Annotated in this window: 29 protein-coding genes; 17 read left to right on the top strand and 12 right to left on the bottom strand. The window is 37.6% G+C overall.

Features of this window, described 5'->3' with window-relative positions; translation table 11 throughout:
* Positions 1 to 51 precede the first annotated feature (51 nt).
* Positions 52 to 1113 carry a sensor histidine kinase gene (locus IW16_RS03075; protein WP_034739578.1) on the top strand — a complete coding sequence of 354 codons (1062 nt, stop codon included), beginning with the start codon at positions 52 to 54 and terminating at the stop codon, positions 1111 to 1113.
* Positions 1103 to 1837, top strand: a complete 735-nt coding sequence (locus IW16_RS03080) for a LytR/AlgR family response regulator transcription factor (protein WP_034739580.1) — start codon at positions 1103 to 1105, stop codon at positions 1835 to 1837. Before IW16_RS03075 ends, IW16_RS03080 begins: the two co-directional genes overlap by 11 nt.
* Positions 1838 to 2020: 183 nt before the next feature.
* Here IW16_RS03080 and IW16_RS03085 read toward each other — a convergent pair whose 3' ends face one another.
* The 6 genes from IW16_RS03085 to IW16_RS03110 form a co-directional block, all read right to left on the bottom strand.
* Positions 2021 to 2923 (bottom strand): DUF6268 family outer membrane beta-barrel protein, encoded by a 903-nt coding sequence (locus IW16_RS03085; protein ID WP_034739582.1) that lies wholly within the window; start codon positions 2921 to 2923, stop codon positions 2021 to 2023.
* 122 nt (positions 2924 to 3045) lie between these two features.
* Positions 3046 to 4236: a multidrug effflux MFS transporter gene (locus tag IW16_RS03090; protein ID WP_051889868.1), complete on the bottom strand. Its 1191-nt coding sequence runs from the start codon at positions 4234 to 4236 to the stop codon at positions 3046 to 3048.
* A 180-nt stretch (positions 4237 to 4416) separates the two neighbouring features.
* Positions 4417 to 5235, bottom strand: coding sequence for a helix-turn-helix domain-containing protein (locus tag IW16_RS03095; protein WP_034739584.1), 819 nt, complete (start codon positions 5233 to 5235; stop codon positions 4417 to 4419).
* A gap of 3 nt (positions 5236 to 5238) precedes the next feature.
* Entirely contained in the window at positions 5239 to 5685 is a 447-nt protein-coding gene (locus IW16_RS03100) for a hypothetical protein (RefSeq protein WP_034739585.1), read from the bottom strand.
* Positions 5686 to 5780: 95 nt separating this feature from the next.
* Positions 5781 to 6845: a thiamine-phosphate kinase gene (thiL, locus tag IW16_RS03105; protein ID WP_034739588.1), complete on the bottom strand. Its 1065-nt coding sequence runs from the start codon at positions 6843 to 6845 to the stop codon at positions 5781 to 5783.
* Positions 6846 to 6918: 73 nt separating this feature from the next.
* Complete coding sequence (locus tag IW16_RS03110) at positions 6919 to 7413, bottom strand: acyl-CoA thioesterase (RefSeq protein WP_034739589.1); 495 nt, start codon at positions 7411 to 7413, stop codon at positions 6919 to 6921.
* Between the two features lie 257 nt (positions 7414 to 7670).
* Between IW16_RS03110 and IW16_RS03115 the strand changes: the two genes are divergently transcribed.
* The 4 genes from IW16_RS03115 to IW16_RS03130 are packed head-to-tail and all read left to right on the top strand — an operon-like array spanning position 7671 to position 10846.
* On the top strand, positions 7671 to 8873 hold the full coding sequence (locus IW16_RS03115; protein ID WP_034739591.1) for a BaiN/RdsA family NAD(P)/FAD-dependent oxidoreductase: 1203 nt from the start codon (positions 7671 to 7673) through the stop codon (positions 8871 to 8873).
* 1 nt (position 8874) lies between these two features.
* Complete coding sequence (locus tag IW16_RS03120; RefSeq protein WP_051889876.1) at positions 8875 to 9288, top strand: energy transducer TonB; 414 nt, start codon at positions 8875 to 8877, stop codon at positions 9286 to 9288.
* A 5-nt stretch (positions 9289 to 9293) separates the two neighbouring features.
* Positions 9294 to 9932, top strand: a complete 639-nt coding sequence (locus IW16_RS03125) for a DUF2306 domain-containing protein (protein ID WP_034739594.1) — start codon at positions 9294 to 9296, stop codon at positions 9930 to 9932.
* Positions 9929 to 10846 (top strand): YARHG domain-containing protein, encoded by a 918-nt coding sequence (locus tag IW16_RS03130; protein ID WP_034739596.1) that lies wholly within the window; start codon positions 9929 to 9931, stop codon positions 10844 to 10846. Before IW16_RS03125 ends, IW16_RS03130 begins: the two co-directional genes overlap by 4 nt.
* Positions 10847 to 10872: 26 nt before the next feature.
* On the opposite strand, the gene IW16_RS03135 is transcribed toward IW16_RS03130, so the two are convergent.
* The 3 genes from IW16_RS03135 to IW16_RS03145 form a co-directional block, all read right to left on the bottom strand.
* Complete coding sequence (locus tag IW16_RS03135) at positions 10873 to 11253, bottom strand: ribosomal maturation YjgA family protein (protein ID WP_175550351.1); 381 nt, start codon at positions 11251 to 11253, stop codon at positions 10873 to 10875.
* A gap of 159 nt (positions 11254 to 11412) precedes the next feature.
* Positions 11413 to 12072, bottom strand: coding sequence for a redoxin domain-containing protein (locus IW16_RS03140; protein WP_034739600.1), 660 nt, complete (start codon positions 12070 to 12072; stop codon positions 11413 to 11415).
* Between the two features lie 7 nt (positions 12073 to 12079).
* On the bottom strand, positions 12080 to 12568 hold the full coding sequence (locus tag IW16_RS03145) for a TlpA family protein disulfide reductase (protein ID WP_034739602.1): 489 nt from the start codon (positions 12566 to 12568) through the stop codon (positions 12080 to 12082).
* 58 nt (positions 12569 to 12626) lie between these two features.
* Between IW16_RS03145 and IW16_RS03150 the strand changes: the two genes are divergently transcribed.
* From IW16_RS03150 to IW16_RS26260, 4 genes are all read left to right on the top strand, one after another.
* The gene (locus tag IW16_RS03150) at positions 12627 to 13127 is read left to right on the top strand and encodes a hypothetical protein (protein ID WP_034739605.1); all 501 of its coding nucleotides are present in this window, start codon (positions 12627 to 12629) and stop codon (positions 13125 to 13127) included.
* 193 nt (positions 13128 to 13320) lie between these two features.
* The gene (locus IW16_RS26250; RefSeq protein WP_117590617.1) at positions 13321 to 13479 is read left to right on the top strand and encodes a bacteriocin; all 159 of its coding nucleotides are present in this window, start codon (positions 13321 to 13323) and stop codon (positions 13477 to 13479) included.
* Positions 13480 to 13640: 161 nt separating this feature from the next.
* A complete protein-coding gene (locus IW16_RS26255) occupies positions 13641 to 13805 on the top strand; it encodes a bacteriocin (RefSeq protein ID WP_117590618.1) in 165 nt (54 codons plus the stop codon).
* Positions 13806 to 13832: 27 nt separating this feature from the next.
* Positions 13833 to 13991, top strand: coding sequence for a bacteriocin (locus tag IW16_RS26260; protein WP_117590619.1), 159 nt, complete (start codon positions 13833 to 13835; stop codon positions 13989 to 13991).
* A 93-nt stretch (positions 13992 to 14084) separates the two neighbouring features.
* Here the strand turns inward: IW16_RS26260 and mutS are convergent, their stop codons facing one another.
* Positions 14085 to 16673 (bottom strand): DNA mismatch repair protein MutS, encoded by a 2589-nt coding sequence (gene mutS / locus IW16_RS03155; RefSeq protein WP_034739607.1) that lies wholly within the window; start codon positions 16671 to 16673, stop codon positions 14085 to 14087.
* Positions 16674 to 16744: 71 nt separating this feature from the next.
* Between mutS and IW16_RS03160 the strand changes: the two genes are divergently transcribed.
* A complete protein-coding gene (locus IW16_RS03160) occupies positions 16745 to 17347 on the top strand; it encodes a GNAT family N-acetyltransferase (protein ID WP_228376900.1) in 603 nt (200 codons plus the stop codon).
* Positions 17348 to 17353: 6 nt separating this feature from the next.
* On the opposite strand, the gene IW16_RS03165 is transcribed toward IW16_RS03160, so the two are convergent.
* Positions 17354 to 18232: a cupin-like domain-containing protein gene (locus tag IW16_RS03165; RefSeq protein ID WP_034739610.1), complete on the bottom strand. Its 879-nt coding sequence runs from the start codon at positions 18230 to 18232 to the stop codon at positions 17354 to 17356.
* A 244-nt stretch (positions 18233 to 18476) separates the two neighbouring features.
* On the opposite strand from IW16_RS03165, the gene IW16_RS03170 reads away from it, so the two are divergent.
* Complete coding sequence (locus tag IW16_RS03170) at positions 18477 to 19358, top strand: bestrophin family protein (protein WP_034739612.1); 882 nt, start codon at positions 18477 to 18479, stop codon at positions 19356 to 19358.
* Between the two features lie 9 nt (positions 19359 to 19367).
* On the opposite strand, the gene IW16_RS03175 is transcribed toward IW16_RS03170, so the two are convergent.
* A complete protein-coding gene (locus tag IW16_RS03175) occupies positions 19368 to 19967 on the bottom strand; it encodes a hypothetical protein (protein ID WP_034739615.1) in 600 nt (199 codons plus the stop codon).
* Between the two features lie 70 nt (positions 19968 to 20037).
* On the opposite strand from IW16_RS03175, the gene IW16_RS03180 reads away from it, so the two are divergent.
* From IW16_RS03180 to fbaA, 5 genes are all read left to right on the top strand, one after another.
* On the top strand, positions 20038 to 20643 hold the full coding sequence (locus IW16_RS03180; RefSeq protein WP_223878106.1) for a toxin-antitoxin system YwqK family antitoxin: 606 nt from the start codon (positions 20038 to 20040) through the stop codon (positions 20641 to 20643).
* A gap of 5 nt (positions 20644 to 20648) precedes the next feature.
* Positions 20649 to 21179, top strand: coding sequence for an RNA methyltransferase (locus IW16_RS03185; protein WP_034739619.1), 531 nt, complete (start codon positions 20649 to 20651; stop codon positions 21177 to 21179).
* A gap of 187 nt (positions 21180 to 21366) precedes the next feature.
* Complete coding sequence (locus tag IW16_RS03190) at positions 21367 to 22017, top strand: CBS domain-containing protein (protein ID WP_034739621.1); 651 nt, start codon at positions 21367 to 21369, stop codon at positions 22015 to 22017.
* A 1-nt stretch (position 22018) separates the two neighbouring features.
* A complete protein-coding gene (locus IW16_RS03195; protein ID WP_034739623.1) occupies positions 22019 to 22885 on the top strand; it encodes an NAD kinase in 867 nt (288 codons plus the stop codon).
* A 71-nt stretch (positions 22886 to 22956) separates the two neighbouring features.
* Positions 22957 to 24027 (top strand): class II fructose-bisphosphate aldolase, encoded by a 1071-nt coding sequence (fbaA, locus tag IW16_RS03200; RefSeq protein WP_034739625.1) that lies wholly within the window; start codon positions 22957 to 22959, stop codon positions 24025 to 24027.
* Positions 24028 to 24032: the final 5 nt, after the last annotated feature.

Consider the following 24032-nt stretch of genomic DNA (forward strand, 5'->3'; position numbering starts at 1 on the left):
AACTGCACCCTGCAGTTTCTAATTTTTTATAAACCTGCTTTATTTTCCTGTATGACAAAACCTTTTATTTTAAGAGAATATATTTTTGTTACGCTGTTCTGGCTGGTTTTTGCAGCTGCTGTGTATATTAACTTTCAGGCCACTTCTGATAAGCAATCCGCTGTATTACAGACCATCGTCCTTGTCATTGTTTCATTTATTTTCACTCACTTTCTCACAACGAGGCTTCTTCCTAATGCACTGCGGGCCAAAAAGATGAAGTTATTTCTGATTCATGCAACCGGAGTGATCCTTTTATTGAGCTTTATCTACTCTTTGATTTTCACTTATATTGAAGTCAACGCAAAAAACATGCTTCCTGAACATTTTTCGGGCCATCTTCCTTTTTTATGGAAAGGGTTTTATCTTGCCCTTCCCGCTTCTTTTCTGATTAACGGATCTGCATGCGGTATCAAGTTTTATCAGGAACACGGCAGAATAGAACGTGATCATATCCTTCTTCAACAGGCCCATTTAGAGAATCAACTGAAATTATTACAGGATCAGATCAATCCTCATGTCGTCTTTAATATTCTGAACCACATCCATATTCTGATGAAAACGGATACTCAGCTTGCGGATTATCTACTGCTGAAGTTTTCAGATATTTTGCGCTATCAGCTTTATCACTGCAGCCAAAATCTCGTCCCTCTGCCCCAGGATATTGAACATCTTCAAAATCTGGTAGAGGTCGAAAAATTAAGGTGGGGTAATGAGCTTGAAGTGAATACAGACTGGAATATCGGAAATAAGAAATCATTCATTGCGCCTCTCCTGCTTGTTCCATTTATTGAAAATGCATTTAAATATGTCTGCAGGCTTCCGGGACATAAAGGCTATGTAAAGATATCCTGTATGGAGAAAGGCGGTTTTCTTTCCTTTTATGTTGAAAACTGCTATTCTGATATTGCAAGCTATAAAAAGAAAGAAGGCTCCGGCGGAATAGGTCTTCAAAATGTACAGAAGCGTTTAAAATTACAATATCCAAACGCTCATGAGCTTAAAATCGAGTCTGCCAATAATGTGTACAAAATAACTTTAACCTTAGAATTGTCTGATAATAATGAGCAGTAATATCCCAAAAATGAAATGTCTGATTATAGATGATGAGCCCCTGGCAAGATTTCACCTTAAAGCACTGGCAGACCAAATTGATTTTTTATCTGTTGAGGGTACCTGTGCCACGGCACTTGAAGCAGATGCAATCGTGAAGGAAAGAGAAATCGATCTTCTTTTTCTGGATATCAATATGCCTTATTTAACGGGTCTTGAATTTTTGGAACAGCTGGAAAATCCACCTTTATGTATTCTCACAACCGCCTATTCGGAATATGCTCTGGAAGGGTACAGGCTTCAGGTGGTGGATTATCTTCTGAAGCCTATTGCGTTCAACCGCTTTTATCAGGCTGTCAATAAAGCGCAGCAGCAATTTATTGTCTCTGAAAAACTGAAAAAGAACTCTCCTTTTGACGATCCCTTTCTTTATGTAAGACAGTCTGACAGTTTTATAAAGGTTTCATGGGTAGATATTTTATATATCGAAAGTATGCAGAATTACACCAAACTTCATTTTAAAGATAAATCTCTGGTGATCCATCAGACGATGAAGGCAATCGAAGAATCGCTGCCTTCAGAACATTTTTTCAGAATTCACAAATCATTCCTGATCAATATTACCCATATTGATATGATCTCAGGCGGACGTCTGTTTATCAATAAAACAGAACTTCCTATTTCACGTACAAGAAAGGAAGAACTGCTTAATCAGGTAGTTTATAAGAAACTTATTAGTAAATAAATTGATAAGAAAATCGGGACTGAAAAATAAATAGCTTTTTTAAAATATAAAAAACGAAGAAAGAAGGGAGACGGAGCGTTGAAAGTGAGCAACAATCATATCTGTTTCTCTTCTTTTTCATTTAAATCTGTGCAAATTGAAAATCACACAGGACCGGCATCTCTCCTCTCCCATCTAACATCTTTATGGCAAATTCCACCTCAGCGACACGGCTACATACAATGTACTGGCAAATTTGGGATCGTCCATTTTTTTCTCTTTGAAAATATTCTTGATCTTCCTGTCGTTTTCACTGAAACTTCTCAGCAAAGCAGTTCCTCCTGTAAGTCGGAGGCTCAGTTTGTCATTCAGCTTCAGCTCCGGCCTGATCCCGGCTGTTATCTGCTGGTAACCTAGCAGCATTGATTTTCCATCTTTATTTCTTTCTACGGTCATACCGCTAAGATTAACAACTGCCTTCAAAGCAAATTTATCGGTAAATAGATAACCGGCTTCCATTCCTTCAGGGAAATTGATGTTCAATTTGATTTTTCCATTTGTTTTCCAGTCGAAATAAATCCATGGCAAGATCATAGGAACCCCGAAAGCTGTTGTAAGTACAGGTCCTGCTCCCAGTGCCAGATTAGGATTAAAATGTCTGATAAACAAAACTCCACCCTGTCCCAGAATATCATCGGAACTTATTTGTTCAAGATCGGTATAAACTCCCACCGAAGCGGTCATCATCAGACTCCATTTCTTTCCCAAAGGCCTGATATGCTGGATTCCGGTCTGAGCATTCAGCATCTGATCTGGAAACAGTTGTTTTTCATAGTCTTTGTGAGTCATTTTTGCATAAGAGCCACTAAGCAAAAGGGACCACGCCTTTACCCTTCCACTGCTGTCTTTTTTCATTGACAATGGAATACTGAGGTTAAGATCCGCTCTTTTAAAGTCACTCTTCGAGTTGGTTTTCACACTGTCCTCCGGACGGATATAACTGGAAAAAGGAATATATTCGGTTTTAAGTTCTCCGGATATTCCCGATTGACCACTGGCCCAATATCCCAACAGGCAGCTGGCAGCGGCCAAAAGATTTCTCTTCATAATTTAAATTTTATGCAAAGAGATATCTTTAGAGACGGTTTACAAAAATTACTTGATTAAGTGCCGGAATTATATGACCAAGCGGGAAAATGGCAGGATAAGAGTTTGATAATATTCAGTTTCTATAAAGAAATTTTTTTACTCTTAAATGAACGGTAGGCAAACCAAACTGCAATGAGCGCGATTCCTGCACGCATCATAACCATCGGCATTATGGAATCTGCTTCTAAAAAGCCCGCAAGTCCTGAAAGTAAAAAAGTAACCATCAGCTGCATAAATCCCATCACCGCAGCAGCGGTTCCTCTTCCTTCCTTAAAAGGTGACAAGGCATGGGCAGAAGTAATAGGAAAAAGAATCCCTATGGCCAGCAAGGAAAGATACAACATCATAATTTCCAGGACTACGGACAGATCTTCAGCTGCTATCAGGATATGGAGGCTGCATACTGTCAACAAAATAAGTGTTGCTGTTAATAATAGTTTTGTATCACCCACTCTCTTTATCAGTTTTGGGGTAAGATAGGCTGCTGTTATCAGAGCTAAGGAATTAAAACCAAATATAAAGCTGAATACACCACTGGAAAAACCATGAATCTTCATAAATAAGAACGGCGCATTCGAAATATAAATGATCAGAGAGGCAAAGGCAATACTTCCAATCATCGTACTATTGATAAACTCTTTATTAGAAAGAATTGTTTTCAAATGGTCTCTTAATCCTTTTTCATCTTCTGCGTGATCCGAAGAAATAGTCTTTGAATTGGTCTCAGGAACATATTTGTATACCATGAACAGGGTTATCAACCCAAGAATCGTTAAAAAAGCAAAAGAGCTGTTCCATCCCCAAAATTTAAGAAATACACTTCCCAAAAGCGGTGCAACAATGGGTGCAATACCACTGATCTGAGATTGCTGTGAAAAAATAGCTACAGATTTCTGCCTGTCATAAAGGTCAATAACAATAGCTCTTCCAATGACAATTCCCGCACTTCCACCAAATGCCTGCAGAAAACGCATTGCCCAAAGGACGTAAATATTCTCTGTAAAAAATATCGCTGTAGCTCCTATGATAAAGAGTAAAAGTCCGCAATACAACATGGGCTTACGTCCGGTCTTATCAGATAAAGGTCCCCAAAGCAGCTGCCCGAAAGCAAATCCCGCAAAGAAAACAGAAATAGAAATCTGAATATGTCCGATATCAGTCTGAAAAATCTCAGCCATATTTGGAAAAGCTGGCAGATAAAGGTCTATACTTAATGATTCGAGGGTGTTGAGCAGTGCCAGAATAAACACTACAATACTTAAGTTTCTCATAAAAGGGTTTAGTCATTAAACCATCCAAAAAGGTGGTTTTTTCTTCCTGCAAAATTCCTTTAAAAAACCAGAGATTTCAATACATGAACTGAAGGAAGACCAGCACAAACTGAAGATTAAATTTTATGCCCTTTAGAAATATCCTTTATTTTAAAACAAACAAAAAGAACTTTCTGAAGATTAGTGATTCCCCATCTTAAACCCATCCGGGCTCAGACCGGTCTGTTTTTTGAAAAATCGCGAGAAGTAAGAAGCATCACTAAATCCCAGCTTAAAAGCAATTTCTTTCACCGTTAAAGCTCCGAATCTAAGCTCTCTTTTGGCCTCGAGTAAGAGCCGTTGGGCAATCATTTTTTTGACTGTCGTTCCCCTTGAAAGACGCACAATGTCATTGAGATGGTGTGTACTTATTTTTATTTGATCAGCATAGAAACCGCTCTCTTTTTCTGTCGTATAGTGTTCTTCTATCAGGCGGACCAATTCCTGAATCCGCTGCCTGTCGTTAATTAAAGGATCCTGTATATTAATCTGTTCTGTGATAATAATGCAGAAGGCTCTCAGATAGGTTTTTAATAAGTCAATCCTTGATGCATTCTTATATTCCTCTTCCATCAGCGAAACAATAATACTGCAGGTTTCAGCGCTTTGAGGATCTAATGAAAAAGGGCACGTCCCTCCTGTCAGGATCGTTTCTACATCACAAGCTTCCTTAAATATCTCCCGGCTTATGGCCAGCACATATCCTTTTTCACCCCTCAGCTTCATATTGAAAACCTGTCCCGGTGCAATGATACAAATCTGGCTGTTTTTTAAGATATGGTTTTCAAAATCCAATTCCATCCTGCTGTTTTCGTTCACCTGCAGAAACCAGATGATCTCAAAGAAGTTGTGCCGGTGAACATCATTGAAATTCTCCGGATGCCCCGTATCCAATGTCATCAGCTGGAATGGCTCTGAGGTCAGATGGTGGACAGGTATGTTTTTTTCCGACAGGTTCATTTATTAGTGCTTATTAAATGTTGAATTTTCTCTAACAAAATTTACATCTGAAGGATTTGTAATTATGTAAACTTCTCCTTTATCTTCGGTATTTTTCCCTTTGTAATAAATAATTTGTTTGTCAGAAACTAATTGTACATGATCTCCAATCTGTCTTTCAATATATATTGGAAGATAGATTTCAGCCTTTTTATGCCTTATTTGGTATGGATATATTCCGTGTTTCAATTTTTGAGAAAATTCTTCAACAGTAGACTGGAGCACATCGATGGTCAAAATACCAAAGCTGTGATTACCAGACCTTTTTATATCAGAGACCGTTCCTTCCAGAACCACACCATTGCTTAAAACTTTATTTTCTTCCGTGTACTCTTTTGCTCCCGTTTTCGTTATAAAAACGACAATTCCGATCAAAAGAATCAATAAAACGATCAATTTCACATATTTCATGTCTATTTTAAATTAAAGGTTACAACAACAGGTAAAATAAAAACCACAGCAAAAAAAGTGCTGCGGTTTTCTACAATATTCAAAATTAAATAAGTTTATCCATTTTGCTGGTTGTTCAGGAATGCGTCCCAACCCTGTGCAGTAAGCGGAACCAATTGATTGGAGCCTCTTGCCACCATATAATTGCCTTCTTCATTGTCTACAGCATGACCAATGATTGTAAAATCAGGATGGTTTTTAATTTTATCAAAATCATTTGGAGAAATAGTGAACAGCAACTCATAGTCTTCCCCACCGCTCAAGGCGGTCATAACTGGGTTAAGGTTCATTTCATCCGCTGTAGAGATCGTAAGATTATCCATCGGGATCTTTTCTTCGTACAGCCTGAAACCTGTTTTTGACTGGTCAGAAAGATGCAGGATCTCAGAGGCTAAACCATCAGAAATATCAATCATTGAAGTTGGCTTGATATCTAATTCTTCCAGAATAGTTTTAACATCTGTTCTTGCTTCAGGCTTAAGCTGTCTTTCAAGGATATAATCGTAACCTTCCATTTCCGGCTGCATATTTGGATCAGCAAGGAAAACAGCATGTTCTCTTTCCAGGATCTGAAGTCCCATATAAGCGCCACCAAGATCCCCGCTTACAACCAAAAGATCATTTGGTTTTGCACCGCTTCTCTTTACTATATTTTCATCATCCTCTATTCCTACGGCCGTAATGCTCATAACCAGTCCTGAATTGGAACTCGTAGTATCTCCGCCTATCAGATCCACCTTATATCTTGCACATGCCGCCTGAATTCCAGAATAAATCTCTTCCAATGCTTCTACCGGAAAACGGCTGGACACAGCCAGAGAAACTAAAATCTGTGTAGGAACTGCGTTCATTGCAGCAATATCGCTCAGATTCACGACTACAGCCTTGTATCCTAAATGCTTTAGAGGAACATAGCCTAAGTTAAAATGAACTCCTTCTGCAAGAACATCGGTGGTAAGAACTACTTTTTTATTTCCGGGATTAATAACGGCACCGTCATCTCCCACTCCAAGTTCCGAAGACTCATTGGTCAGCGGAAAATGTTCCGTCAAATGCTTTATAAGACCGAATTCTCCTAATTTGGAAATAGGGGTCAGTTCCTGTGATTTATCTTCAAACATAAAATTTATTTTTAGTGAAATGTCTAATGCAACCTGTAATCATTACATTACACCTTGGGTTTTAAGCCTTTGACTATTTAGTGAATTCTGCCGGATCCACATTATCAGGACGGAACGGAAGCTTTTTAAAATCTTCTCGGGTCATCACAATCGTTTCAGGGCTTTTGTATTTATTCATTGCTTCTACCACATCATCCGGAGGAGTTGTCATTTTTCTCAGCATCATATCGATCCATACTCCTGTAGCTTCTGCGGTAGCACAGTGCACTCCGTCGGGGGTGTAGAATTTATGGACAAATCTGTAGATAGAAGAATCTTCTGAACATCCATCGATTTCAAGGCTTACAATCACCGTCTGGTCTGCATAGATTTCTTTGAAGAAAGAATATCTTTCATTCATGATTACAGGACCGATTCCCCATCTGCTCAGCTGGGTAACTCCCATTTTTTCTTTGGTCATAAAGGCCATTCTGGATTGTGCACAGTACTGTACATATGATGAATTGGCTAAGTGCTTGTTCGCATCAAGATCACTCCAGCGTACTTCGAATTTATGGTAAAAAATCATTTAAATAAGTTTTAAATATGCTCTTATAAAGTTTTGTTTCTTTTCAGCCATAGAATAAAATCAAAAGTTTTCAGGAACTTAGGTGTTCTTTAAACTTTTCAATTAGCCTTAAGCATTGCAAAAGTTTTTATGCCTTTTGTGGTTGAAAATTTAAACTTTAAAGTTCAAAAATTATATTCTTCAAAATTACTCAAATAAGATGGTTTATAAAAATTGTACTTTTGAAAAAATAATCTTCAGCATAGGATTACAATTACATGAAACAGATCATTATTATCGGAGGTGGTGCAGCAGGCTTTTTCTGCGCATCAAATCTTGACGAAAAAAAATACAATATCACCATCCTGGAGCAGAACTCGGATGTACTTCAGAAGGTTAAAATTTCAGGGGGCGGCCGCTGCAATGTAACGCATGCCTGTTTTGATCCCAGAGAACTGGTTCAGTTTTACCCGCGAGGCAACAAAGAATTGCTAAGTGTCTTCACAAAATTTCAGCCCGGCGATACCATGGACTGGTTTGACCAGCGCAATGTCCCTTTGAAAATAGAGAATGATAACCGGGTTTTTCCGGAAAGCAATTCTTCACAGACCATTATCAATACCTTAATGAATGAAATTCAAAATAAAAAGGTAGAGGTTAAAACCAAATGCTCGGTAAAGGAAATTGAAAAACTTGAAGAAAAATATCTGGTCAAAACAAGTTTAGGTGACTTTGAGGCAGATTATATCGTTTATACAACAGGAAGTTCTCCTAAATCATTGAAGATTGTTGAAAATCTGGGTCATAAGATCATCGATCTTGTTCCCTCCCTTTTTACATTTAATATAAAAGATGATTTGTTGAAGGATCTTCCCGGAACCAGTTTTGAAAATGCTGAGATTACCATACCTGCCTTAAAAACAGAAGAAAGCGGACCTTTACTGATCACCCATTGGGGGCTTTCGGGACCTGCTGTTCTAAAGATTTCAGCATGGGAAGCATTAAGCCTGGCCAGATCAAAATATAATTTTGAAATTGAGGTCAACTTTATTTCAACTGCTATGGACGACGCTGAAGAAGCCTTTCAGAATTTCAGACAGGCCAATCCTAAGAAGACCATCGGACAGGCCAAGATCTTTGACATCACCAACAGATTCTGGCAGAAGATCGTAGAGGTCTCAATGGTTGATCTGAATAAACAGATCTCAAATATTTCAGCTAAAGAAATGCAGAAGATTCTTGAAAATCTTTGCAGGAAGAAGCTTAAAGTTACCGGAAAATCTACTTTTAAGGATGAGTTTGTAACTGCCGGAGGTGTTGATTTAAAAGAAATTAACTTCAAAAACATGTCATCAAAGCTCCTACCCAATTTTCACATTGCCGGCGAAGTTCTGAACATCGATGCAGTAACCGGCGGCTTCAATTTCCAGGCATGCTGGAGTGAGGGGTGGCTGATTTCACAACATTTAAACAATCTATAAAATGAAAAAAATAACTTTCTTTTTTCTGGTTTTAGGCTCAGTGGTCCTTTTCTCACAGACCAAGGAACCCGCCAATGCATCTCCGAAAGAGCATTCCGAAGGGCAATCTGTACAAATGGTAGATAAACAGGCAGATTATCCCGGAGGAATCGATGGATTTAGACAAACTGCTGCCAGAAAAGTAAGAGTAAGCCACATCAAAGGCGTGAGAGGAAAAGTGCAGGCGTACGCAAAATTTTCGATCAACGTGAATGGTGAAATAGAAGATCTTACGGTCACAGGTGAAAATAAACAATTCAACAGAGAAGTTGAAATCGCTGTCAAATCAATGAAAACAAAATGGACTCCCGGAGAATATAAAGGAACTCCTGTGAAGACAATGTTTACGCTGCCTTTTGTCGTTGATTTTGAATAAGTAAAATGCTTACCGCCAAAAAACATATTCCCCTTTTATTAAAAACCCTTTTGATTTTAGGGTTTGGATATTTTTTTTGGCTGATGCTTAACATTACGCTGGAATATATTCCCTTTGATCCGAATGTAAGTTTTCTGATGATCAAACAGACGGAAGTTCAGGACAGACCGGAATATCTTCCTTTTTTTTACACGCACGTCTATACCAGTATTTTTGTGCTGTTTTCCGGATTTTTGGCTATTCTCAGAAAGGATTTCGGGATCAAAAACTTTCACAGGAATATTGGAAAAGTCTATATTTTTTTAATTCTTATCCTGGCCGCTCCTTCCGGAATCTACATGGGATTCTTTGCCAATGGAGGTTTTTTTTCCAAGATGTCGTTCGTTATTTTAGGCTCTCTATGGTGGTTTAGCACCTGTAAAGCCTATCTGTGTGCAAGGCAAAAACGATTTAAAGAACACAAACAGTGGATGTGGCGAAGTTTTGCTCTTACCTTATCTGCACTCACCTTACGGATCTGGAAAGTAATTATTGTATATTTATTCCACCCAAATCCTATGGATGTCTATCAGATTATCGCATGGCTGGGATGGATTCCCAATATCCTTTTAATAGAATATCTAATTGCAAAAAAACATATATGAAAATTTTAAATTACACCCTGGTCTCTTTGCTGGCTGTTTCTCTGCTAAGCTGTAAGAAAGATGGAAAAATAGGCGAAAAAGGAAAAGATTCTGTGATCGCAAAAAAAGACTCTGCAGTCGTTCCTGAAATCCATAAAGAATATTATGGTATTTATATGGGGGATTTTGCAGGAAAAGAAATGATTACTTCTGAAGATGGCGAGCAATATGAGGATTTCGTTAATAAGAAAATTTCGCTGAAGATCAATAGAATAACCAACGACAGTGTTTACGGACAAAGTATCGTCAACGGAAATCAGCGTCCGTTCAGAGGTATTTTTAATGAAGGAACAAAATCTTTTGTACTGGATGAACCCGGCAACGACAAAACAGACGGAAGGTTCGAAGTGAAATTAAGCGGAGACAGCATCACCGGAAAATGGAATGCTTTTAATAAAACCTCGGTTAAAGCTCCTTTAAAAACCATTAAACTATCCAAGAAAGAGTTTGTCTACAATCCGAATTTTATGTTGGATGAAGATTCTGACCTCGTAGACTGGTCGAATCCGAAAAGTTTTGTTGAAAAATACAAAGATGAAGAAACCGGGAAAACCGAAAGCTATACTACTTCAAAAAACAGAGCCGCATCCGATGCCATTTTTAAAATCAATGCCTCTAAACAAAAACTCGCAGAAAAGGATCTTAAAAACTTAAGAAAACTTGATCTTGAAATCATTAAAAATGCTGTTTTTGCAAGACATGGTTATTCATTCAAAAAGGAAACGTACCGGTATTTCTTTGAACAGACAGATTGGTATATTCCTGTTTCCAATAATGTGGACAAGGAACTTTCTCCAATGGAAAAAGATAATGTAGCGCTGCTTAACCGATTCATTAAATATGCGGAAGATAAATACGACAGTTTCGGAAGATAAAATACACTAATCAAAATAGAAAGCCTTCAATTTTTTGAAGGCTTTATTTGTACAAAAAGATAGAGCAACAGGCATCCCGCAGCATAGCACAAAATATCAATCCACGAGAAAGAATTTCCTATGACGATATACATAATGCTTCCCGGTTGGAAACCCAATTTTTCTGCAATCGTAAAGTATTGTGCAAATTCAACCAGGCATGAAAAAATTAAGATTCCAATGATCAGTTTTTCATCATTTATTTTGACAAAGCTTTTAACAAAAGTATACAGAAGCATCACAACTATTACATCTCCAAGATAAGCTCTTACGAAAAAGATATCGGACAGTTTCGTAGCAATTAAAACTTCGATCAGGAAAATGAACACGGTCAGAAGAAGGTATTTCAGGTTGAATTTTAATTTCATTTCTATACTTATGTATTGGCTAAAGCCCTTTTGATGATTTTTTTAAAGCGGGCTAAAGACCACTCCTATTGAATTGAAAGGCAAAATTACGTTTTTATACCATAAAAAATCGGTATTCAAAGAATACCGATCTTATCATAAACTGCTGAAGCAAATATATTATTTCTTTACTTTAATTGTGCATCCTATAGCTACGGTTTTTGTCATTTTTACAGGCTCACTTTTGATCAGGGCATTGACTGCATCCTGAACATAGTATTCTGATACATCATTGGGGTTCTCGTAGTTATTGTCTATAGCACCAATGTATTTTACGATATTCTTTCCGTTTTCTTTCTGCAGGACAAACACATGAGGTGTTTTGGTCGCTCCGTAAAGCGGATACACTTTCTGTCCTTCATCCACCAGATAAGGAAAGGTAAATCCTTTCTGTTTTGCTCTTTCAATCATCTGTTGGTAACCGTCTTCAGGCTGTACATTCGGATCATTTGGATTAACAGCAATCAAAGGATAGCCCTGGTTTTTGAATTTTTTATCCAGTTCGACGATCCTGTCTTCATACTTTTTGGCGTATGGACAATGGTTGCAGGTAAAAACGACTATAAATCCTTTTGCTCTTTTATAATCACTTAGAGAAACCATCTTTCCATCAATATTCTTCAGCTTAAAATCAGCGGCTTCATCTCCTACCTCGTACCCTTTTACTGAAGCAGAAGTATTTGTTTTTTGAGATCCTTCTTTCTCATGGTCTGTTGTTGTAAAGCTCAACAGGCCTATCCCGGCAATGAGTGCTGCCATTAAAATTTTCAGATGTTTCATATCTATTTTATTGTAAATTGTTATTAATAGTTTTTTCCAGGTCTTCCTTGCTCATCTCTCCATCATTGAAATATACTTTTTGTCCGTTTTTATAAAAAATCGTTACGGGAATATTCCCATCCCAGTCTTTTTCAAATCGTGGGATCCAGGTATTCATTCTTTTGATGTCGTCCAGCAGGATCACTTCCGCGGTGAGGTTTTTATTTTTAATAAACTTTAAGACCCTTTCCTTATCCACAAGCCGGTCCAGCGAAACCAGGATCATTTTAAATTTTGGATTATCCCTGAACTTAATATTGATTTCCATAAAATGAGGAAGTTCTTTTACACACGGCGCACAGGTCGTCGCCCAGAAATTAACGACTAAAAGCTTATCATTCTCTTTTTGGATCCGCTTTTCAATATCTTCGTATTTCATTGAAGACACCTCTGTCTGCTGAGCTTTGAAAGAAACAATGCATACCAATAAGGTGAATATATATAGTAAATTCTTCATACCCGAAATTACTAAAATAATATTCTAATCATTATTATATATTTGTCAAAAACTTAAAATGAATAATTTTTTTCTTCTTTTCTTCCTCTATTTTGGTATTTTTACCAATGCCCAATCCAAATCTGATTCTGGTAATTACCCTCCAGCTCCGGGTTACAATAAGTCCTATCCCAGTCCGTACGACAAAAAAAAGACATCTGATCCTGTGGCACCGCCTGAAGCTATTGTCGGGAAAATGGATTTAAAAGATGTATTTACCCAGGCTGATCAGCCCGCCGAGTTCCCCGGAAGTTATAATGGGTTTCGAAAAAAAATTATTGAAAATTTTAACCGTAAAGGATATGACGGAACCGAAAAGCCCTTTTCTGCAATGATCTATTTAATTATAGATCAAAAAGGATTGATTTCGGACATTTATATAGCAGGTCCTGAAAGCCATTTTAATCAATCCTTAAAAGAAGCCATCAAAAAAATAGATACCCCTTGGAAACCTGCTGTACACGAACAAAAAGAAGTGAAATTTCTTATGCAAATTCCCTTAAAGCTTTACTTTGATTAATCGTTGTTATCAATAAAACAGGGAGACTGTTTTTTTCGGCCTGTTTCATGCTTTTCCTTCTAACTTGCTTATCTGCTAATCGAAAACAGAAATTTATTTTCAAATCAACAATTTTAACAATATTTTATTAATCCCTAGTTATTGATTTATTTAAAAATTATGTAAATTAGCTCATAATCAAATTAAAAATATCATGAAAAAATCAAATCTTCAAAAAAGAAAACTGACTAAAAAAGAATTAAAAGAAATTAATGGTGGTCAAAATGGACCATGCTGGGAAGGATTTTGCAAAAGAGGAGACTTTGAAGAATGGCAATTAGGTCCTGGTGATAAAAATGGATACTGCTGTTAATCTGACAAAACATACGACAATAAAGAAATGACCGGTTTATCCGGTCATTTTTTGATAAAAGGTTATCTGTAATTTACAATTTTAACATTTATTTTTAATCACAACCTATTGAATTAAAAGAAATTAAATGTAAATTAGCGTACAATCAAAACAAAAATATTATGAAAAAATCAAATTTTCAGCTTAAAAAGCTGACCAAAAAAGAGCTTAAGAAAATTAGTGGTGGAGCAAGACCAATTTGTCCACTGGTGGTAAGTTGCTTTGATCCTGCAACCGGGGATGAGTTATACGGAGTATATGGAATCCAGAATGGCCCGTGCTGCTAAATATTGATCACCATTAATCCAAAATCTATGAAAAATTCAAACATCCAAAGTAGAAAGCTCACGAAAAAAGAGCTAAAGGAAATCAACGGAGGCGCTTCATGTGCTGAAGGTCTGTGTAAACTCAGAGGGGTACCCAGCCACTTCATGATTATCGGACCGAGAGGTAAAGACGGATACTGCTGTTAATGATCTCCCGTATACAAATATGAAATGACTGGAATTTGTCCAGTCATTTCTTTATTTTAGCATTGTTTTGATTCCTGGATCACCTTTCATTTCTTATCCTCCAATCATTTTTTTTATCGAATTCAGTTTCATTAACGCTTCGATAGGTGTCAAAGTATTGATGTCTATTTTAGTGAGTTCTTCACGGATATTTTCCAAAACAGGATCATCGAGCTGGAAAAAAGAAAGCTGCATATTTTGTTCTGTGACTCTCTTGATACTGTCAGAAGTATTATTGCTTTGTGAACGGCTTGCTTCGAGGGTTTTCAGGATCTCATTGGCTCTGTTCACCACCTTTGCGGGCATTCCTGCCAGCTTAGCAACATGAATACCGAAACTGTGTTCACTGCCTCCCGGAACCAGCTTTCTCAGGAAGATGATATTTCCTTTGTTTTCCTGAATAGAAACGTGGAAATTTTTCACTCTTTCAAAATTTACAGTCATTTCATTTAACTCATGATAATGCGTTGCGAATAAGGTTTTTGCCTGTGTGGTATGCTGATGAAGATATTCCGCGATAGCCCAGGCAATGGATACCCCGTCATAGGTAGAGGTTCCACGTCCGATCTCATCTAAAAGGATCAGACTACGTTCTGAGATATTATTCAGAATATTGGCCGCTTCATTCATTTCCACCATGAAAGTTGATTCTCCTGCAGAAATATTATCGGTCGCTCCTACCCTTGTAAATATTTTATCCAAAACCCCGATCTCAGCATGCTTTGCAGGCACAAAACTCCCGATCTGAGCCAAAAGACAAACGATCGCAGTCTGACGTAGGATCGCTGATTTACCGGCCATGTTCGGACCTGTAACCATGATGATCTGCTGCGAGTCCTTGTCCAAAAAGATATCGTTCGGAATATATTTTTCTCCTAAAGGAAGTGCATTTTCAATAATCGGATGCCTGGCTTCTTTGAGATCAATAGCATAGCCCTGATTCAGAACGGGTTTTGTATAACTCTCTGATACTGCTAATTCTGAAAGTCCTGCTGCCACATCAATCTGTGCTATGATATTGGAGTTCCCCTGGATCTGATCCATGTACACCATTGTTTCAGCGCAAACATTCCTGTACAGTTCGTTTTCAAGGACGCCAATTTTTTCTTCGGCTCCAAGGATCTGACTTTCATATTCTTTCAGTTCTTCAGTGATATAACGTTCGGCATTCACAAGTGTCTGCTTTCTTAGCCAGTCTCCCGGAACTTTATCTTTATGGGCATTCCTTACTTCGATATAATACCCGAAAACATTATTAAAATCTATTTTAAGGCTTGATATCCCTGTTCTTTCAATTTCTCTCTGACACATTTCGTCCAGAAATCCACGTCCTTTGCTTTGAAGATTTCTGAGCCTGTCGAGCTCTTCCGATATGCTCGCCTTAATAATGTTTCCTTTTGAAATATTAACCGGAAGCTCTTCATTCAAATGATTCTGTAAAAACTTGATCAGCTCTTCCATATCAAACAGAGGTTCCAGCCAGGCCAGAACATCGGCATGTGGATGCAGCAAAGCTTTTATCTGATGAATATTGATCAGACTTTGGCGCAGGTAGCCCAGTTCTTTAGGGGATATCTTTTCTGCAGCCAGTTTTCCCATCAATCGGTCAAGATCCGAAATGGACTTTAACAGCTGGCAGATTTCATATTTAAGAAGATCATTTTCATTAAGAAAATCAATCAGAGAAAGCCTTCTCATGATCTCATCTACAGATTTTAAGGGAAGAATAATCCTTCTTCTCAATAATCTTCCTCCCATAGGAGTAGATGTTTTATCGATAATATCCAGCAGTGATTTTCCCTGAGGATTGCTTGGATAGACTATTTCAAGGTTTCTCAGGGTAAAATTATCCATCATCAGATAATCTTCCTGCGGAATGATCTGAAGTTTCGTAATATGGGCAAGCAGATTATGATGGGTATCTTCTACCAGGTATGCGAAAATAGCTCCAGCTGCTGTAATCGCGAGCGGAAGATTTTCAATTCCAAAACCTTTTAAGGAATTAGTTTTAAAGTGGGAAGTCAGTTTCTCGTAGGCAAAATTATACTGAAAAGCCCAGTCTTCGAGCTTAAAGGCACTTTTGTTTTTAAGCTGTTCAGGCAACTGAACACTTCTCTGAAAGACGATTTCACTCGGATCAAAAGTATTGACGATGTGGAGGATCTTATCCAAATTCCCTTCACTCACCAAAAATTCTCCGGTAGAAACGTCTACCATGGCAATTCCATACTTTTCCTTTTCTTTATGGAGAGAAAGCAGGAAATTGTTCTTTTTTGAATTCAAAACCTGATCATTGAACGTAACTCCGGGTGTTACAAGCTCTGTAACTCCTCTTTTAACGATTCCTTTGACTGTTTTAGGATCTTCCAGCTGATCGCAGATAGCCACTCTCATTCCGGCTCTTACCAACTTTGGAAGGTAAGAATCTACTGAGTGATGTGGAAATCCCGCCAGCTCTATATGTCCGTCACCATTAGCTCTTTTGGTAAGGACAATTCCTAAAATCTGAGATGTTCTCACGGCATCCTGCCCGAAAGTTTCATAAAAGTCTCCAACCCGGAACAAAAGCAGTGCATCAGGGTATTTTGCCTTAATGGTATTGTACTGCGTCATTAACGGGGTTTCCTTCTTCGTCTTTGCCATAATAAAAAATGAGCCCCAAATTTAATTAAAATAAATTCAGGGTTTGAAATTGTGATGAAATTAATCTCGCTATGGAGATCAAAAATCACACTTATGTATTTCAGAACAAAATAATTATTGTATTTTTCAGTAAAATAAATACGATGACTTATCCGGTTTTAGAAACTGAAAGACTTATTTTAAGACAGCTTACCTCTAATGATGCAGAAGATCTGTTTGAATATTTTTCGTTGGATGAAGTCATGGAATATTATGATTTGGAAACTTTCAGGACATTGGAAGATGCCCAAAAGATCATCCGCCATTTTAATACTGAATTCGAGAAAGGAAAGGGATTCCGATGGGCACTGGAATTAAAATCTGAAAAAAAAGTTATCGGCACATGCGGTTATCACAACTGGTTTCCGGACCATTCCCGTGCAGAAATCGGCTATGAGCTTAACCCTAAATTCTGGAGAAATTCTTATATGAAAGAAGCGATTCTCCCTATTCTTATCTATGGATTCGAAAGTATGAGGCTTCACCGTGTAGATGCCTTTATCGATCCCTCAAATATTTCTTCAGAAAAACTTTTGCAGTCTTTAAATTTTAAAGAGGAAGGAACCCTCCGCGACTACTTTTTTGAAAAAGGAAAATTTGTGGATGCCAAAATATTCGGACTGATCAATGAATAAGAACATTTATTTCACCGAACGTTTCTTCTTTTCAAAAGCTTCTGTCCCTTTTTCATAAGCCCATTTCTGTTTGTAATTCACCCATTTAGCTTTAAATAGCTTACGAAGAATTTTGTCCGTATACCTCATGATAAAAACATGATAGAGCATATTGCCAAAAACCCCAGGTTTATTGGGCAGAGCTCTGAGTGACATAGAAAAACCCGGCTCCAGATACCTGTTGAAATGCCAGAACGCTCCAGGAATGAACAGCGCATCACCATGTTCCATGAAAATCTCATATCCTTTAGCATACTGCAAAGCTGGAAACTTTTCATAATCAGGATTTTCATAATCTATATCGTAAACGGTATGTACGGAGAGCGGCACCTTGTATAAAAAAGCAGATTGTTTCTGGTCAAATAGCAGAATCCTCTTTTTACCTTCGAAATGAATGTGAAGAAAATCTCCGAGATCTACGTCATAATGCATCAGAACATGAGCATCACTTCCTCCGAAGAAAAGCGTTGGGAGTCTTTTAAAAAACTTAATTCCCAAATCAGGATAGGTGAAATTTTTCAGCAATTCCGGAAGCCTGTCGGTGATGATGTAAAAGAAGATGCGCAAATCAGAAGGTCCGCTTTTTATCCTGTCGATATAATCCATCATTTTCATATGGGTAACCGGCGCATCTGAACTTTTTGAAGCATCAGAAGGTTTATTGTCATACAGCGGAACTTCCTGATCACCTGCTTTTTCACGGATATATTCCAGGTTCCACCGATCAAAAGCCTCCCACCTTGCTGCAAAATTTTTGATCAAAAGCGGCTTGTGTGTTTTGAAATAATTCTTCTGAAAATCTTCTTTACTGATATCGCTGACTGTATCTACGTTTTCGAGGATCATCTTATGATTTTATTATTTAGTGCGGAATAAAAATAGTGTTTTTTCAAAATCTGAGAAAATTAAAAATGCAGGCAGGAGATCATTTATTTCCGGCAGGTTGCTTTATCTTTTAAATAATCTGTATCCATTTGATCAATCAGTCCGGGAAAATTCGCCGAACGTTTTCATTTTTAAACTTATTTTAAGGTACCTGATCAGCGAGAGATAAAATGAAAAAATTATATTTGTAAGACTAACCTGATTTATGAGAGCCTACAACACAAAGCATTTCCTGAAGATCCTTTTCAGTATGCACAAAAGCGATACGATGAAGATCCTTTTTCCGACAATGATCCTTATAGGACTCTATTCATGGGGAATTCAGTATCTGGAAGTGGAATACCTCCACCTTACCACCAAATCAGGAATCAGTAATGTCGGAATGATCCATTCCCTGCTCGGCTTTGTCCTTTCTTTACTTCTCGTTTTTAGAACAAACACCGCCTACGACAGATGGTGGGAAGGCAGAAAACTTTGGGGAAAACTGGTGAATGACACTAGAAATTTTGCAGTGAAGATCAATGCTATTTTAGGCGATGACAGGCAAAACGCAGAACAGATCGCAAGGTATTTAAAATACTTCCCCCATTTTCTTGCTAAACATCTTTCTCAGGAATCAACCAGGCTGGCCTTGGATGAAGATTATTCTGAAATTGAAAAATCCCTGAAACATCATGGTCCCAGCGAAATTGTAATTTTGCTAACTTATAAGCTAACCCAGCTGAAAAAGGAGGGAAAGATTTCAGATATTGAAATGTTGTATCTGGATACTCAGTTATCGGGGTTTCTGGATGTCTGCGGGGGTTGCGAAAGAATTAAAAACACACCGATTCCCTATTCTTATTCTTCGTTTATCAAGAAGTTTATTATTCTTTACGTTTTTGCTTTGCCGATTGCTTATGTCATCAACATCGGGCTCTTCATGATTCCCTTAACGGTTTTTGTTTATTACGTATTGATGAGTCTGGAAATGATCGCGGAAGAAATTGAAGATCCATTTAATAATGATGAAAATGATATCCCAATGGAAGCACTGGCACAGAATATTGAGAAGAACGTTCACCAGATTATGGGCTTGAAAAAGTAAAAATCAACCTTAAAGGTTGATTTCTTTGATTTCTCCGTCTTGTTTTACTTCAACAAATTCACTTTCCCTGTTTGCAGCAGAATAACCATAGAAAAACGTCTGGTATATGGGCGAAGAATACAGATAACCTCCATATACATTGTAAGAATCTGTCCTTCCGGTCTGTTCCTGATAGCTGCCGGTTGCGGTAAAATTCACGATAGTTTCCAGGTAGTATTTTCCGGGTTTTAGTTTTTCAAACTTAAATCTTCCGTAATCATCTGTCAGCGCTTCAAGTTTATATTTAAAAGCATCTTCAGACATATATACGGTTGTTTTTTTATTTTCATATTTCCTTCTCATACTGTAAAACTCTTCAAAATAAGGTGTTACAGGGAAAAGCATCACCACGGTTCCTTTTGGTGCATAGTGCCTGCCTCCAATAAGAGGTTTTATCCCGAATTTTCCTTTCTGTTTTGTGGAAGCTACTCCTTCGATGGTAGAATTTCCAAAGCTCAGCATCTCTCTGGCCAGTTTTTTATCAAAAAATGCCTGCGGGTAATACGTATTCTGGGCCTGTGTTAATATAAAAGTGAATACCAACAGCAGTAAAGTGGATATTTTTTTCATACTATATTTTTATTTCAAATATAAGTATTTTGCTATTTTTGAAATAAAAAAATCTATGAAATACATATTTATGCTAATAATTACCGCATCATCTTGGGCAATAGCACAAAAACCATGCGGATTCAAAGACGGATTGCAGGAAGGATCCTGTAAAGCATTCTATGACAACGGGCAGGTAAAACAAATCCTTGAATGGAAAAAGGGAAAAGTTGAAGGTGATGCCGTTTATTATCATGAAAACGGAAAACTTCAGGCTAAAGGAGAGTATAAAAAAGACTTTAAGGTAAAAGAATGGGTATATTATGACAAAAATGGTGTTCTTACCTCTAAAGAAAATTTCAGAAATGGAGACAAAAACATTTATGACAACAGCTTTACAGCTACTTTTTATACCCCTTCCGGTGTAGTTTCGGAAATTTCTAATTATAAATTTGCTAAATTACATGGGGAAAGTAAAGTCTTTTATGAAAACGGGAAGTCGGTGAAGCAGATCGGACTGTACGAAAACGGATTGGCAACCGGAAAATGGAAGTCACTTTACCCGTCAGGAAAGGTACAGCGTGAAACAGAATTTGCCAACGATAAATGGAATGGAACGAGGGTTCATTACCGTGAAGACGGAAGCGTTGAAAAGACGGAGGTATACCGAGACGGAAAATTAATCTCAACAAAATAAAACAATTGGTACAGAAATTAAAACTGGAAGAACTTAACAGAATAGATGTAGAAACATTCAAAAAGGTTGAGAAAATTCCATTGGTCATTATTTTAGACAATCTTAGAAGCATGCACAACGTGGGTGCCTCTTTCAGAACCGCAGATGCTTTTCTGATCGAAAAAATTATTCTTTGCGGGATTACCCCACAACCTCCGCACCGTGAAATTCACAAAGCTGCGTTGGGAGCTACTGAAAGCGTAGACTGGGGGCATGAAAGTGATATCAATACAGCAATCAGCGATTATAAAAGCCGTGGTTACGAGATCATAGGAATCGAGCAGACCACAGACAGTATGATGATTACAGATTTCAGCATTGATAAGTCAAAAAAATATGCATTGATCTTAGGAAATGAAGTGGAAGGAATAAGCGATGAAGCTCTTCCTAATATCGATATATTTTTGGAGATTCCTCAGTTGGGAACCAAGCACTCTCTGAATGTAAGTGTATGCGGTGGAATTGTGATGTGGGAATTTGCAAAAGCCCTAAAATAAAAAAACTGCATATGTCCTTAAAAGACAGTGCAGTTTGAAATAAATCTAATAAAAAGTAAAAATGAAAGGCGACAAAGATACCTTTTTTTTATTTACGAACAAACTTTAACATCATTTTTTTTATTTTTCTCTAAAAAAAATGATGTTTTGAGAAAAAGTTTCATTTAATTTTTTATAAATTAGCACAATGTTTATCAAGGATTATATCTCAAAAGACTTTCCGTGTTTTAGCCTTACTGACTCAATAGAATCAGCAAGGAACACATTAGAGGATTTCGGATATTCCCATATTTTCATTAAAAAGTCCCACCACTTCTACGGAGCCATCGCAGAAGATTTTCTGTATGAAGGCGAAGGGACACTGAAAGATCTTGAACATCAGATTGAGCGTTTTGCTATTCTGGAAGACAATAATATTATGGACAGCATCCGTCTGTTCTATACCTTCAGTGCCAATGTAATCCCGGTGATCAACAAAAATGAAAAATATCTTGGGTATATTACCTGTGAAGATATTTTCCAGAATCTTTCCCGTTATCCCCTATTTTCAGAAAGCGGAGCTATCCTTACGATAGAAACACCGGCCAGAAAATACTCAATGACGGAGATCGCCAATATTGTGGAAAGCAACAACTCGAAATTCTACGGAGGGTTTATCACCTTTATGTCCGATGAAGTAATTCATGTGACCATAAAGATCAGTAACGAAAATCTTTCCTCGATAGACGCTACTTTTGACCGGTACGATTACAGAATTGTTGAAAAATACTATTCTGATGAAAAATCAGACCTCTTTAAGGACCGGTTCGGATTTTTCCAAAAATTCATAGAAATATAATATGAAGGCAGCCATATATTCTCAGAAAAAAGACCTCGATACTTTTTTATATTTAAGTAAGTTTATTTCAGAACTTGAAACCAGAGGCGTAAAATCTGTTCTGTACGATGAAATGGCTGAAGCGCTTCAGTTCTCAAAAATATTTGAAACATTCAACAACAAGCAGGATCTTCTCGATAAGGAAGTAGATCTTTTCTTTACTTTTGGAGGAGATGGAACAATTGTGAATTCTCTGACCTTTATCGAAGATCTGGAGATTCCTATTGTGGGGGTCAACACAGGACGATTAGGATTTTTAGCAAGCTTTACGAAAGAAGAAGCTTTCAAAGAACTGGATGCTATTTTAAAAGGTGATGTGAAAACAAGCCGACGTGCAGTTATTGAAATAGTTTCTCCAAGATCCGATGACTTTTTTCCGTATGCACTGAATGATGTTACGGTATCCAGAAAAGAAACCACATCAATGATTACGGTAGACTCTTACATCAATGATGAGTTTTTAAATGTATTCTGGGGAGATGGCGTTATCGTTTCCACTCCTACAGGATCTACAGCGTACTCACTAAGCTGTGGAGGACCTATCATTTCACCTAACAACGAAAATTTTGTCATTACACCTATTGCGCCACACAATCTGAATGTACGACCGTTAGTCGTGAATGACAGGGTAGAAATCAAATTTAAAGTGGAAAGCAGGGTACCTCAGTATTCTCTTTCACTGGATTCAAGATTGATCCATATAGAAACAGACAAAGAAATTATCATCAAAAAGGCAGATTTCCAGATCCTTCTGGTACAGCCCAACCATTTAAGTTTCTACGAAACGATTCGTCAGAAGCTCCTTTGGGGCAGGGACAAAAGAAATTAGTAATTCCTCAAAAATGATTACCTTTACAGGAATTTTAAAAAAGCCTAATAATTTAAAATAAAAAGTAAAACATGAGCAGAATTTTTCCGGCAGGAGTTGCCACAGGTCAATTAGTTACTGATATTTTTCAGTACGCTAAAGAAAACAAATTTGCACTGCCTGCAGTAAACGTAATTGGTTCAAGCAATGTAAATGCTGTTATGGAAACCGCAGCGAAATTAAACTCTCCTGTAATCATCCAGTTTTCAAACGGTGGAGCAGCTTTCAACGCAGGAAAAGGATTAAGCAATGACGGTCAGAAAGCAGCAATTTTAGGATCTATCGCTGGAGCAAAACATATTCATACTCTTGCAGAAGCTTACGGAGCAACTGTTATTTTACATACCGACCACTGTGCTAAGAAATTATTACCTTGGATCGATGGATTATTGGATGCAAGTGAAGAGCACTACAAGCAGACAGGAAAATCTCTTTATTCTTCTCACATGCTAGACCTTTCTGAAGAGTCTTTGGAAGAGAATCTGGAAATTTCAGCTCAATATTTCGAAAGAATGGCTAAAATGCAGATGACTTTAGAGGTTGAAATCGGTGTTACAGGTGGAGAAGAAGATGGTGTGGACAATTCTGATGTGGATAATTCTAAATTATATACTCAACCGGAAGATATCGCGTATACGTATGAAAAATTAAAAGCGATTTCTGACAACTTTACCATTGCAGCAGCATTCGGTAATGTACACGGAGTTTACAAGCCAGGAAACGTGGTTCTTACCCCAAAAATCCTTGACAACTCACAGAAATATGTTCAGGAGAAATTCGGAACAGCAGACAAACCTGTTAATTTCGTATTCCACGGTGGTTCAGGATCTTCTTTAGAAGAGATCAGAGAAGCCATCGACTACGGGGTTATCAAAATGAATATCGACACTGACCTTCAGTTTGCTTATACGGAAGGCGTGAGAGATTATATGGTGAACAACATTGATTATTTAAGAGCACAAATCGGAAACCCTGAAGGAGCAGAAAAACCAAACAAGAAATTCTATGACCCAAGAGTTTGGGTGAGAAAAGGTGAAGAAACTTTCTCTACAAGACTGGTTAAAGCGTTTGAAGACTTAAATAACGTAAATACTTTAAAATAAGAACT

The organism is Chryseobacterium vrystaatense, assembly GCF_000737765.1.
Lineage (GTDB): Bacteria > Bacteroidota > Bacteroidia > Flavobacteriales > Weeksellaceae > Chryseobacterium > Chryseobacterium vrystaatense.